This window comes from Kurthia senegalensis, assembly GCF_000285595.1.
Taxonomy (GTDB): Bacteria; Bacillota; Bacilli; order Bacillales_A; family Planococcaceae; genus Kurthia; species Kurthia senegalensis.
The window spans coordinates 269,479-282,123 of record NZ_HE611065.1; the positions used below are offsets into that span (position 1 = coordinate 269,479).

General features: G+C 37.9%; 10 protein-coding genes and 1 pseudogene. 1 reads left to right on the forward strand and 10 read right to left on the reverse strand.

The genetic code is table 11. The features are described 5' to 3' along the window. Positions 1 to 192: 192 nt before the first annotated feature. Genes KSHG_RS06705 through zapA form a run of 5 tightly spaced genes read right to left on the reverse strand, consistent with a single transcriptional unit; the run spans position 193 to position 5,593 of the window. Positions 193 to 600 (reverse strand): DUF350 domain-containing protein, encoded by a 408-nt coding sequence (locus KSHG_RS06705; RefSeq protein ID WP_010303676.1) that lies wholly within the window; start codon positions 598 to 600, stop codon positions 193 to 195. Positions 601 to 618: 18 nt separating this feature from the next. Next, on the reverse strand, positions 619 to 2,988 hold the full coding sequence (locus tag KSHG_RS06710) for an endonuclease MutS2 (RefSeq protein ID WP_010303677.1): 2,370 nt from the start codon (positions 2,986 to 2,988) through the stop codon (positions 619 to 621). Between the two features lie 30 nt (positions 2,989 to 3,018). After that, entirely contained in the window at positions 3,019 to 4,728 is a 1,710-nt protein-coding gene (polX, locus tag KSHG_RS06715; RefSeq protein ID WP_010303679.1) for a DNA polymerase/3'-5' exonuclease PolX, read from the reverse strand. 60 nt (positions 4,729 to 4,788) lie between these two features. Next, positions 4,789 to 5,328, reverse strand: a complete 540-nt coding sequence (locus tag KSHG_RS06720) for a CvpA family protein (protein ID WP_010303681.1) — start codon at positions 5,326 to 5,328, stop codon at positions 4,789 to 4,791. After that, positions 5,321 to 5,593 carry a cell division protein ZapA gene (zapA, locus tag KSHG_RS06725; RefSeq protein WP_010303683.1) on the reverse strand — a complete coding sequence of 91 codons (273 nt, stop codon included), beginning with the start codon at positions 5,591 to 5,593 and terminating at the stop codon, positions 5,321 to 5,323. Before zapA ends, KSHG_RS06720 begins: the two co-directional genes overlap by 8 nt. 89 nt (positions 5,594 to 5,682) lie before the next feature. Here zapA and rnhC point away from each other — a divergent pair, with 89 nt between their 5' ends. Beyond that, the gene (gene rnhC, locus KSHG_RS06730; protein WP_010303685.1) at positions 5,683 to 6,612 is read left to right on the forward strand and encodes a ribonuclease HIII; all 930 of its coding nucleotides are present in this window, start codon (positions 5,683 to 5,685) and stop codon (positions 6,610 to 6,612) included. A gap of 100 nt (positions 6,613 to 6,712) precedes the next feature. Here rnhC and KSHG_RS06735 read toward each other — a convergent pair whose 3' ends face one another. From KSHG_RS06735 to KSHG_RS06755, 5 genes and pseudogenes are all read right to left on the reverse strand, one after another. Further along, positions 6,713 to 8,488: an ABC transporter substrate-binding protein gene (locus KSHG_RS06735; protein ID WP_010303687.1), complete on the reverse strand. Its 1,776-nt coding sequence runs from the start codon at positions 8,486 to 8,488 to the stop codon at positions 6,713 to 6,715. Positions 8,489 to 8,505: 17 nt separating this feature from the next. Then, entirely contained in the window at positions 8,506 to 9,417 is a 912-nt protein-coding gene (locus KSHG_RS06740; RefSeq protein WP_010303689.1) for an ABC transporter permease, read from the reverse strand. Between the two features lie 30 nt (positions 9,418 to 9,447). Next, on the reverse strand, positions 9,448 to 10,410 hold the full coding sequence (gene opp4B, locus KSHG_RS06745; RefSeq protein WP_010303691.1) for an oligopeptide ABC transporter permease: 963 nt from the start codon (positions 10,408 to 10,410) through the stop codon (positions 9,448 to 9,450). Position 10,411: 1 nt separating this feature from the next. Continuing rightward, a pseudogene (locus KSHG_RS16300) lies at positions 10,412 to 11,358 on the reverse strand (ATP-binding cassette domain-containing protein). After that, positions 11,355 to 12,368, reverse strand: coding sequence for an ABC transporter ATP-binding protein (locus KSHG_RS06755; protein ID WP_010303697.1), 1,014 nt, complete (start codon positions 12,366 to 12,368; stop codon positions 11,355 to 11,357). The pseudogene KSHG_RS16300 and the gene KSHG_RS06755 overlap by 4 nt, the downstream one beginning before the upstream one ends. Positions 12,369 to 12,645: the final 277 nt, after the last annotated feature.

The window sequence follows — 12,645 nt, forward strand, 5'->3', positions numbered from 1 at the left end:
ACTTTCAGTATAACGAATGGATGCTTCCCTTTCAATCATTTATTATAATTATTACGTTTTTTCGAGAAAAAAATGTTTTTTAATAGAATTTAATCGTTTTATCATCTCCTGATAAAGGTTCATTTAAATGAAGACATAAAAAATCTCGAAACCGATATCGATTTCGAGATTTTTAGAAAAAGGAGATGTTCGTTATGGAATGTTTGCACCAATAACAAATGACAGACCGACAGAAATTGTAAAGGAAATAAAACCGACTGCTCGGTTATCTTTCGCAATTTCCTTGTCCACATCAATCGTTGGCGTCACAAATTCAAAAAGAAAGTAAGCAAGGATTAATAAGACAAATCCAAACATTCCCCAGCCGATTGTCGTAAGTAATGTAGAATGACTTTCAATCGAATAACGAAATACGTTACAGATTCCTAAAATTTTACCGCCTGTCGCTAAAGAGACCGCTACATTTCCTGCTTTAATTTGTTGCCAGTTATTGTACTTTGTCACGACTTCAAATAAAGCCATCGACACGATTAAACATAAAATAACGACCGTATAATAACCCGTCATTTCGACGATTGGATAGTGCCAAAAAGAATCCATCACGTTCCCCCTTACACATTATTTAAATTCAACGATGGTAACACCGTACCCGCCTTCGCTTGCACTACCAAAATGATAGCCTTTTACACGAGGATGGCGTTTTAATAATTGTTGAATGCCTTCACGTAAAGCACCTGTTCCTTTACCGTGAATAATTGATACTTGGTGATAATTAGATAGTAATGCATCGTCTAAATATTTTTCTGTGCGATGCATCGCATCTTCATAACGCTCACCACGTAAATCTAGTTCAAGTTTTACTGCTTGGCTACGATTTCTTACGGTCGAAACGCTCACCGTATCTTTCGTTTTTTCAGGTTTGATATATTGTAAATCATCTTCTGGTAATTTCATTTTTAAAATACCGATTTGAACGACCCAATCACCGGTTTTATCTCGGTCAATCAATGTACCACGTTGACCATAACTTAGCACTTTCACTTCATCTCCAACTCGGAGTTGCTTAGCACGCGCATTTTGTTGGCGTTGTTTTTTCAAAATACGATTTTCTTGTGCTGGCGCAGCACCTTCCAATCGTTTTCGAGCATCGATAATTTCATGTTCTTTAACTGCTTTATTCGCACGATGTTGCATTTTGTGCAACTCGTCAATTACTTCTTCCGCTTCTCGCTTCGCTTCTTCGACAATTTTACGTGCTTTCTCTTTTGCCTTGTTTTCTAACGTTTCTTTCTTCGCTTCGTATTCTGCCATTTGCGCATCAAGATCTGCACGTAACTCATTCGCTTCTTCTAAAAGACGGGCAGTTTCTTCTGCATCTTTTTCCGCTTCTAAACGAGATGTTTCAAGTGAAGCAATCATTGACTCAACTTCATGCGTTTCCGTTCCGGTAAAGGCTTTTGAAGCTTCGATAATATGTTCTGGTAAGCCTAATCGTTTTGAAATTTCAAAAGCGTTCGAGCGACCTGGTACACCAATTAATAAACGATATGTCGGGCTCAACGTATCCACATTGAACTCCATACTTGCGTTAATAACACCTGGTCGATTGTATCCGTATGCTTTTAATTCTGGATAATGGGTCGTCGCCATAACACGTGCCCCGCGTCCGTGCACTTCATCTAAAATAGAAATCGCTAATGCGGCACCTTCTTGCGGGTCTGTCCCTGCACCTAACTCATCGAAAAGAACGAGGGAACGGTCGTCGAATTGTTTCAAAATCTCTACGATGTTCACCATGTGACTAGAGAACGTAGATAAACTTTGTTCAATCGACTGCTCATCCCCAATATCCGCAAATAGTTGCGTGAATACAGACAGTTCCGAACCGTCCAATGCTGGAATTGGTAAACCTGCTTGTGCCATTAATGTGCATAAGCCAATCGTTTTTAATGAGACGGTTTTACCACCTGTATTAGGACCTGTAACAACGATCGTCGTAATGTCATCTCCAAATTCGATATCATTCGCAACAGCTGTTTCTGCGTCAAGTAGTGGATGGCGTGCTTTCGTTAATTTCATATAGCCACGGTCGTTCATAATAGGCATCGTACATTTATTCGCTTGACCGTATTTTGCTTTTGCTAAGACGACGTCAATCGCAGCTAAAATTTGAACGAGTACGAATAAACTATGTGCGACTTCTTGTACTTTGCTTGATAGTTCTAATAAAATGCGATCAATTTCTGCTTTTTCTTTTACTTTTAAGTTTTGAATTTCATTATTCGCTTGTACGACTGCATCTGGTTCGATGTAAAGCGTTTGGCCTGATGCGGATTGGTCATGAATCACACCACCATAATGACTACGATATTCAGCTTTTACTGGAATAACAAAACGATCGTTTCGTAATGTAATAATCGAATCCGACAACATTTTAGCTGCCGCACTACCTCTCGTTAAACTCGCTAAACGATCACGTACGCGTCCTTCTTGTGTACGTAATTGCGTACGAATGCCACGCAATGCTTGGCTCGCTGAATCCATCACTTTTGCATTATCGTCAATACAACTATTAATCTCATGTTGTAAGCCGGTTAAAATAGGCAATTCTTCTTTTTTTGCAATGAATAAAGGAATCTCAATTTCATTGTCCGCTTCGATGACTTCAATGAATTCACGGAAAATACGACTAGCACGAATCGTACTTGAAATTTCCATTAATTCTTTCGGGCTTAAAATCCCACCGATTTGTGCACGACGAGCGTGTGGACGTATATCAAAAATCCCACCCATCGGTACCGACCCTTTAATGCGTAAAATAGATAACCCTTCATCCATTTCTTCTAATAAACTTTGTACTTCTTCTAATGTCGTAGCAGGTGCTAATTTTTCTAATCCTTCTTGTCCTAAAGAACAAGTTGCATATTTAGCGACTTGTTCTCGTACTTTATCAAATTCTAGTGTTTTCAATGCGCGTTGTGCGATCATTCAAAACACCTCCTTCATCTATGTTGTCCGCTATTTTTCTTTGTTTATAAACGCAAGGAAACGATCTAAGTCCCATGTGTTCACAATCATATCTTTATGAAGCCATGCTTTTTGAGCATATTTCGTTCCGATATCCATATAGCGTAATTGTTCAATTGCATGTGCATCTGTATTAATCGCCACTGGCACACCAGCAGCTGCCGCCATCTCTAAATGTTCCACACATAAATCAAGGCGATATGGATTTGCATTCAACTCTAAAATTTTACCATATTCTTTCGCCCATTGGATAAGTTGTGCCATATTTGGATTGTAGCCGTCACGTTGATGAATGACTCGACCTGTTGGATGTGCAATCATATCTACGTGTGGATTTTTCAGTGCATTGTGCAATCTTTCCATAATTTTCTCTTGCGGTTGAGAGAAACTTGAGTGAATTGACGCAATAACGAAGTCTAAGCCTTCCATAACGACATCGTCAAAATCAAGTGAACCGTCTGGTAAAATGTCCATCTCCGTTCCTCTTAATAAATGGAAATCTTTATGCGTATGGTTGAATGCTAAAATTTCTTCTTTTTGTTGTTCTAATCGCTCAGGTGTTAAACCATTCGCTACTTTTAAATATTGTGAATGGTCGGTAATGACTGCATAATGATACCCGCGGTCAATTAATGCTTCGCCCATTTCTTGTACGGTATGCGCTCCATCAGACCACGTCGTATGCATATGCAAGTCTGATTGAATATCCGATAGTTGTACGAGATCGTCAATTTCACTATGACGTTCAAATTCTGCATGTCCTGCACGTAGCGTCGGTGGAATGAATGGCAAATCGAAATGTTCGAAAAATGCCTTTTCCGTTTCAAACGTAAGAACTGAGCCATCCGCTTGTTCTACCCCATATTCACTAATTTTTTCATTACGTTCTTTCGCAAGTTGGCGCATGCGAACATTATGCTCTTTTGATCCTGTAAAATGATGCAAAGCTGTTGGATATTCAGCATCTGTTACGATACGAAAATCAACATTCGCTGGGTCATCGCCTTGTAATACGAATGAGATTTTCGTATCACCTGCCGCAATGACTTCTGAATAATTCATTTTCTCCATTAGTTGCTCTTTCACGACAAGAGGCTCTGAAGATGCAATGATAAAGTCGACATCTTTGCTCGTTTCTGTCACACGACGGAATGATCCCGCAACAGAAAAACGATCAATTTCATCAATTTTTTCTAGCACACGGTTGATATCCTTCACATTTTCTTCTAGCTGCCAAATCGGATGACGCTCTGAACGTTGCCCAAACGTTTCAAGCTCTTTTAATAATTTTTCGACTGTCTTCTTACCGAATCCTGCCAGTTCACCGACTTTCCCTGACTCACATGCTTCTTTTAAACTTTCTGCAGAATCTACTCCGAGCTCTTGGTATAACTTCGCAATTTTTTTGCCACCAAGACCTGGAATTTTCAATAGTAATGGAAGTCCTACAGGAATTTCTTCTTTTAATGATTGTAAATCTGTCGAAACACCCGTTTCAAGTAAATCATGAATAACGGCTGCTGTCCCTTTACCGATTCCTTTAATTTTCGTCACATCATCCATTTCTTCGATGCTTCTCGGATCATTTTCAAGTGCAGCAGCTGCTTTACGAAATGCAGAAATTTTAAATGGGTTTTCTCCTTTTAATTCTAAATATGTCGCTATCGTTTCTAATGTTTGAATGATTTTCTTTTTATTCATAATCAATCGCCCTTTCACAAAAAAGGGACGTCCACAATCGTAGACGCCCGCTTTTCATAATTATTTCACATAAACGAACCACAAATGTTGGAACATTGTCGAAATGAGTGGTGTATATTTGAGTATTAAATTTGTTAAAATAGAGTTATCTACAAATTGTTGCACTCGCTCTACTGGAATCAATGCTACAATGTAAAGAATGAAAAATAGCATGATATATACTTGTACTAAACCTAAAATACCACCTAAGAAACGGTTGAAGGCTCCTAATACCGGTATGTATTGTACGAAGTTAAACAAGGATGCAATCAGTTTGAATAGAAACTTCACGACGAAGAAAATCAGCACGAATGCTAACATGTTATAGAAGGTTTGCATTAAATCTGCACCTTCCATTCCAAACTTCATCGACGTCGCATCACTAATTGTTGGATACGGAACGAGGAGAACGAATTGCTCTGCTAATGCTTTATAACCTAGCGATGCAATGACGACACTCACAACGAGACCTGCTAAATTAACGAGTTGATAAAGTACTCCTCGACCGACGCCAGTAAAAATACCAGCAATTAAAATTATTATAATGATTAAATCAATCATTCACGTCATCCTTTGATTTTTGAAGTTGTCGTTCTAATTTCTCCAATTTAGCAGCTAACTTAACTGCATCATTCACAGCATTTACAGCTGTTAACACGGCTAACTTGGTCGTATCTAAAGAAGGGTTTGCTTTACGAATCGTTTGCATTTGTTCATCTACAATAACGGCAACATCTTTCATATGCGCTACAGATTCCACACCGACCATTTGATAAAGTTGCCCATAAATTTTCACAGATGTGCGATTCAAATTATGTTCTGTCAATGTCATTCCCTCCTTTTAAATCCTATGATTAATAATACCATGAAACACTTCTTTATGTGAATAATCTACTACAGAAAGGACTACAAAAAATGTCTACAATCGTATTAAAGTTATCAACTGAGGAACAACAAAAAGTTCACGCGTATTATGAGGGAGTTGCTGTACCAACGAATGCTCCTGGTGCTATCTTTATGGCAAAGACAGCACACGCTGTTGTAACGTCTTACAAATCAGGTAAAGTGATGTTTCAAGGAACAGAAGCCGAACAAGAGGCTGCACGTTTTGATGACGTCGTTGTCACACCTAAAGTTGCAACAAAAGGAGATCCATTACCCGCAGATTTCGCTAAAATGAGTGTCATCGGTTCAGATGAAACAGGTACAGGCGATTATTTCGGCCCAATGACGGTCGCTGCTGTTTTTATTCCTGCTAATAAAATCGATTTAGTTCAACAACTCGGCGTAAAAGATTCGAAAATGCTAACCGATGCCAAAATGCGTGAAATCGCTCCTATTTTAATGGAAAACGTCGTGTATAGTGTCTTAACATTACATAACGACAAATACAATAAAGTGAAAAATCAAGGCTGGTCTCAAGGTAAAATTAAAGCATTACTTCATAACCAAGCAATCAAACATGTATTAACGAAAATGGAACCAACAAAACCGGACTATATTTTAATTGATCAGTTTGAAGAACGCGATACGTATTATCGTCATATTCAAGAAGAAAAAATAATCGTTCGAGAAAATGTCCTCTTTTCAACGAAAGCAGAGCAGCTACACGTAGCCGTGGCGACCGCTTCTATTATTGCTCGTTTTGCCTTTTTAAGTGGCATGGACCAACTTAGTTCAAAACTCGGTATTGAACTACCGAAAGGTGCCGGTCATAAAGTAGATGAAATTGCAGCAAACATTTTACTTTCACAAGGTGAAGACGTATTACAGTCCGTAACGAAATGGCATTTCGCTAATACGACGAAAGCGTCTCGCATCGCTTCTAAAAAGCGTATGATTTAATACATGACATAGAAAAAAGCCCTCGACACTCGAGGGCTTTTTCTTTTTCAATCATGAAAAAACCTCCCCTAAATTTAGGAGAGGTTCTTAAAAGTAAAACTTATTTAACTGGTGCGTCAGCTGTTAATTCAAGGTTTTGTAATTCAGCGCCATCAACATATTTAATGTCATAGCCTTTCACACGGTTGTTTACAGGAACGATTTCTGTACGGAAGTACATTGGTACTGTTACAGCTTGCTCGCTCATGTATTCTTGCCATTTTGTGAATGCTTCAGCACGGTAGTCTGAATCTAACGCTTCTTTAGAATCGATGTTGCTTAATAATGTTTCAAGTTCAGGTGTTGTGTAACGGCTGAAGTTGAATTGTGCTGTTTTAGAATATAAACCTGATGGAGATGGGTTTGTACCTGTACCCCATGCAGCCATGAACATATCGATATCTTTATCATCAGCTTGTACTTTATCGTAGAAGCTGTTGAATTCGATTGTACGACCTGTTGTTAATTCAACTTTTAAGCCAGCAGCTTTCCAGTTTTGGATGTAGAATTGTACAATTTTTTCATCTTTGTCTGAACCAGACATTGCTGCTAATTTAATTGTGAATTCTTTACCGTCTGGATCTTCGACGTAACCGTCATTGTTTGTATCTTTATAACCTGCTTCTTCAAGAAGAGATTTTGCTTTATCTAAATCATAGTTATACCCTTTAAGTTTTGAATCATAATAAGTTGAGAATACTGGTGGAATTAATGAATTCGCACGCTCACGTAAACCATCATAGTAAGCATCTGTTACTTCTTCAATATTCATTGCATAAGCAACTGCTTGACGTACTTTTTGATCGCTCATTTTTGCATTTTCATCTACTACAACTTCGCCTTTTTTCGTATCGTATTTACCTTCTTTGAAACCAAGGTAAGAGTAAGATAATTCAGGGCGACCTAGGATTTGCGTATTTTTAAGTTCTTTAATATCCCCGTAAGCATTTGCAGGATAGCTTGTTAAAATGTCATATTTACCAGCTTTCATTGATGCAGCTGCAGAAGATGATGGAACAACTTCTAAAACAACTTTATCAAGTTTCGGTTGGCCTTTCCAGTAATTTTCGTTTGCTTTAAATTGAACTGATTCACCGTTAACGATTTTATCAATTACGAAAGCACCTAAAGTAACTGGGTTTTTACGTACTTCATCAGATTTAACTAAATCTTTAATTTTAATATCTTTTAATTGGTGTTTTGGTTCTGCATAGCCCCAAAGACCATCACCGCCAGAGTAGATTGCTGGTGAGATTTTTTTGAATGTGATTTCAGCCGTGTGATCGTCGATTTTTTTAATACCAGAAATATCGTCTGCTTTACCATCGTGATACTCAACAGCACCTACGATGTTTTGTAAGTCTGCATCGTAACGTACACCTGTGTAATCTTTATCTGCGATAATATAATAAGGGAAAATAACGTCGTCGATTGTGAATGGTTCGCCGTCTGACCATTTAACGTCTTTTTGGATTGTGATTGTTGCTTTTTTCGCATCTTCATCTACATCTAATTTCGCTAAACCTTTGTCAGAAATCAAGAAATCTTCTTTCGTATCGAAGATTGAGTTTGATGCGTAAGCCATAATTTCTGAATCGTAAGCATCTTCATATAGTTCCCAGTTGAAGATCCCTTGGAATGGAGAATCTGATACTAAGCCGACTTTTAACGTGCCGCCTTTGATTGCTTCATCCTTATTTGTTGCTGTGTCTGGAAGTGCGTTTGTGTCTACTTTTTCTTTACTACTCTCTTTCTTATCATCTCCACCGCCGCAAGCAGCTAAAACAAGTGTGATGATCCCTACTAGAAGTAGCATTAGCCAATTCTTTTTCTTCATCCATATTCCTCCTTATGTTACCCTAGTCTTTGTTTAGCATCTGCTGAACGTCGCAATGCTTGTCCAACATAATTTATGCCAAGCATCAAAATTAAAATTAATAATGATGCTGGTAACCATACCCACCACTTCTCCGCAATAACGGTTTGATTATTCGCAAAGCTGACAAGTGTTCCTAAGCTCGGTGTTGAATCTGGTAAACCGAAACCTAAAAATGTTAACCCTGTTTCAATGCCGACATTACCGGCAAAATTCAATGTCATTTCAACAATTAATAAAGAGCTCAAGTTTGGCATAATGCCTTTGAACATAATTGCGAAATTACTCGTGCCCATCGTTTTAGAAGCACTTACATAATCACGTCGGCTTTCAGACAACGCCTTACTTCGCACGAGTCGTGCTGTCCCCACCCACATGAAAGCACTCATAATTAATATAAAGGACCAAACATTATATTTTGGAATGATCGTCACGAAAACGATGATGATCATTGTTGATGGTAATGTAATAATGAAATCGATTAGACGCATGAAGAAATTGTCGACAATTCCTCCGTAGTAACCACAAATAATCCCTACAGCAATTCCTAAAGCACCCGTAATAATTGTAATTGCAATGGCGATAATAATCGAATTTTTCGCCCCTACAATTAATTGACCGAGAATATCACTCCCCCCTTGGTCTGCACCAAGAAGGAAACCATTTTCACCAGGTTTCGCAAATTCATCTAATAAGCTAATTTCCATTAATTTCTCTTGGTCGATGAAAAATGACCAAATGATTGAACCTAATATAATTAAAGCGACGATAATTAAAGAAGCCATCGCTAATTTATCTTTTTTGAACTCCCGCCAAATAACGCGGAAGCCTGTAGCAGGTGTACTTTCAACTTCTTGCTGCAGCTGCTGATCATTAAATTGTTGTTCCATGTTATTCACCTCTTCTTTTTCGATTAGTTGTTATTCAATACGGATACGCGGATCGACAATACTTAAAATAATGTCGGATAAAAGACTACCTAACAGTGCAAGGAACCCGTATAACATAATGAGTGTTGTAATGACACTGTAGTCACGCGCTGAAATTGATTGAATGAACAATTGTCCCATACCAGGGAAACCGAAAATTGTTTCGATGAATACAGAACCACCAAGGATACCTGTAATCGAGAATCCTAAAAATGCTGCAATCGGTAATAAAGAGTTACGGAAAATGTGACGTGTGTACACTTTTTTCATTGGAATCCCTTTACTACGTGCTGTTTTTACATAATCTTGTGTTTGTGAATCGATAATTTCTGAGCGTAAATATTGAATAATACCTGTCGTAGCAAGAAATGCATACGTTACTGCTGGTAAGATTAAATGATATACTTTGCTCCAGAAATAGCCCCAGGAATCTTTATCATGACTAACATCGACCGTTCCGGAAGTTGGGAACCATTGCAATTGATAGCCGAAAATATAAAGGAAAATAAGTGCCAATACGAATGTTGGAATCGCATAACTAATGAAGCTATACAATACAATTGATTTATCACGAAGTGTATTTTGGTAACGCCCCGCAATTACACCGAGTGGAATCGCAATTAAATACGTTAAAATAACACTTACTAGTGATAACCAAAGTGTATTCATACCACGATCCCCAATTAGAGACGCGACACTTACTTTAAACGTATAACTATCACCAAAATCACCTTGGAAAATGTTCGCAATCCAATGCATATACTGTATGTACCATGGATCGTTGAGCCCCGCTAATTCTCGAAGCTCTTCAATACGATTTGGATCCGTATCAGGTGTAATTAAACCTGTAAAAGGATCACCTGGCATCATTTTAGCTAAAATAAATATTAAAAGACTTAACACAAAAAGCTGTGGAATCATAATTAGAAATCTTCGAACGACTGTTTTCCACATATTATGCGTCCCCCTTCTCGTTCCCCATCATTGCTACACGATGTGTTGCTGATAGCTCTTTCAGTGGATATACTTTGCCTTCTTCATCGTAATACTTATGCGAATCTGCTTTGTACAAAGCTTCCACTTGTTGTCGTTGTATTTTTCTTTCTAATCGTGTTTCTGGTTCGATATTCGGAATGGCTGACAATAAACGATTCGTATAAATGTGGCGTGGGTCGTCAAAAATATCTGCCTTCGTCCCCGCTTCAACAAAACGCCCTTTATACATAATTGATATGTCATCACACATATGTCGAACGACGCCTAAATCATGTGAAATAAATAAATAGCTTAATCCATACTCTGTTTGAATATCCTTCATAAAGTTTAAAACTTGTGCTTGAACAGATAAATCCAAAGCTGATACAGGTTCGTCTGCAATGATCATTTTTGGATTACAAGCTACCGCACGTGCAATGCCTAAACGTTGTTTCTGACCACCTGAGAATTCATGTGGATATTTCACTAACGCTTCTTCTGACATGCCGACGATTTCTAACAATTCAATAATGCGTTTTTTCTCTTCTTGTGGTGATAAGTTTAAAAAGTTTCGAATCGGCTCTGCAATAATATCTTGCACGCGTTTACGTGGATTCATTGCCGAATGACTATCTTGGAAAATCATTTGAATGTCACGGTTATACGCACTATTTCTTTTACGTCGTTGGTTCGTAACATCTTCACCTTCATAAATAATGCTGCCAGATGTCACTTTTTCAAGTCCGATAATCGCTTTTCCGGTCGTCGATTTCCCAGAACCTGATTCCCCTACTAAACCGTACGTTTTCCTTTTTCAAATTCCATCGAGACACCGTCTACTGCATAAACGTGATCAACTACTGTATTGAAAAAGCCACCACGTATCGGGTAATGGACATGTAAATCTTTAATTTGCATGAAACTCATAGTTCAAAACCTCCCTTTTCTTCTTCAAAGTGGAAGTTCTGCCAACAAGTACATCTCACGAAATGTCCTGGTGCAACTTCGTGCATTTGAGGTTCTGCTTCATGCTCTTCTGCTTGAATCCAAGGAATACGTGCCGCAAATCGACAGCCCACTCTTGGCATTTTCGTTAACGTAGGAACCATCCCTTTAATGACTTGCAATCGATCATGATCTCGTTCCGTTTGTGGAATGGAGTTCAACAAAGAACGCGTATAAGGATGTTTTGGATTGCTGAATAATTCTTCAACCGTTGCGACTTCAACGACTTGCCCCGCATACATAACAGCAACGCGTGTCGCGACTTCTGCTACAACACCTAAGTCATGCGTAATTAATAAAATGCCCGCATTCGTTTCTTGTTGTAATTCTAAAAGTAAGTCTAAAATTTGTGCTTGAATCGTTACGTCTAAAGCTGTTGTTGGCTCATCCGCAATAATGACTCTCGGTTTACATGCGATTGCAATCGCAATCATGACACGTTGACGCATCCCACCTGAAAGTTGATGAGGGAACTGTCTTGCTACACGTTCAGGATTAATAATCCCTACTTGATCTAATAAATTATGTACGCGTTCTTTTCTCTCTTCTTTTTCCAGTTTCGTATGGAATACTAAGCCTTCTTCTATTTGATCGCCAATTCTCATTAATGGATTCAATGCAGATAAGGGATCTTGGAAAATAAATCCGATGTCGTTTCCTCGAATTTTATTTAATTTTGCTTCCGAGTAATTTACTAAATTTTCATTTTGATATAAAATTTCGCCAATTACTTTCGTGTTCCCTTCCGGATGCAATCCAACGATCGATGTAGCCAATGTACTTTTCCCACAACCCGATTCCCCTACTATTGCGAGTACTTCGTTTTCATTTACTGTTAAGTTAACATCATCAATCGCATCATAATATGTATCTTTAATTCTGAAACTCGTAAAAAGATGATTGATTGTTAACAATGGTTTTGCTGTCGTCATCCAATTGGCCCCTTTCTTACAACCATTTCAAAAATAGTCCGAAAATAAAATATTTCGTTAACCAAAATGTTATATTGTTTATTAATATAACATAAATTTCTAAATTGTCTATATATTTAGAACAATAAAATTTTGAATTGTGAAATAATTCTATTTTTATAAAGTTGTTAATAGAAAAGCGGTTTTTACATTACAATTATTATTACTTTTAACTTTTATTTACATTTTACATGCATTTTAGCATAAAAAAAGCAAAGCATCAAAAGATGTTTTGCTT

Excerpts from the sequence above, each read along its gene's own strand:
- KSHG_RS06755 (WP_010303697.1), bottom strand. The coding sequence starts at position 12,368 with ATGACGACAGCAAAACCATTGTTAACAATCAATCATCTTTTTACGAGT.
- rnhC (WP_010303685.1), top strand. The coding sequence starts at position 5,683 with ATGTCTACAATCGTATTAAAGTTATCAACTGAGGAACAACAAAAAGTT.
- KSHG_RS06740 (WP_010303689.1), bottom strand. The coding sequence starts at position 9,417 with ATGGAACAACAATTTAATGATCAGCAGCTGCAGCAAGAAGTTGAAAGT.
- KSHG_RS06735 (WP_010303687.1), bottom strand. The coding sequence starts at position 8,488 with ATGAAGAAAAAGAATTGGCTAATGCTACTTCTAGTAGGGATCATCACA.
- opp4B (WP_010303691.1), bottom strand. The coding sequence starts at position 10,410 with ATGTGGAAAACAGTCGTTCGAAGATTTCTAATTATGATTCCACAGCTT.
- KSHG_RS06720 (WP_010303681.1), bottom strand. The coding sequence starts at position 5,328 with ATGATTGATTTAATCATTATAATAATTTTAATTGCTGGTATTTTTACT.
- KSHG_RS06710 (WP_010303677.1), bottom strand. The coding sequence starts at position 2,988 with ATGATCGCACAACGCGCATTGAAAACACTAGAATTTGATAAAGTACGA.
- polX (WP_010303679.1), bottom strand. The coding sequence starts at position 4,728 with ATGAATAAAAAGAAAATCATTCAAACATTAGAAACGATAGCGACATAT.
- KSHG_RS06705 (WP_010303676.1), bottom strand. The coding sequence starts at position 600 with ATGGATTCTTTTTGGCACTATCCAATCGTCGAAATGACGGGTTATTAT.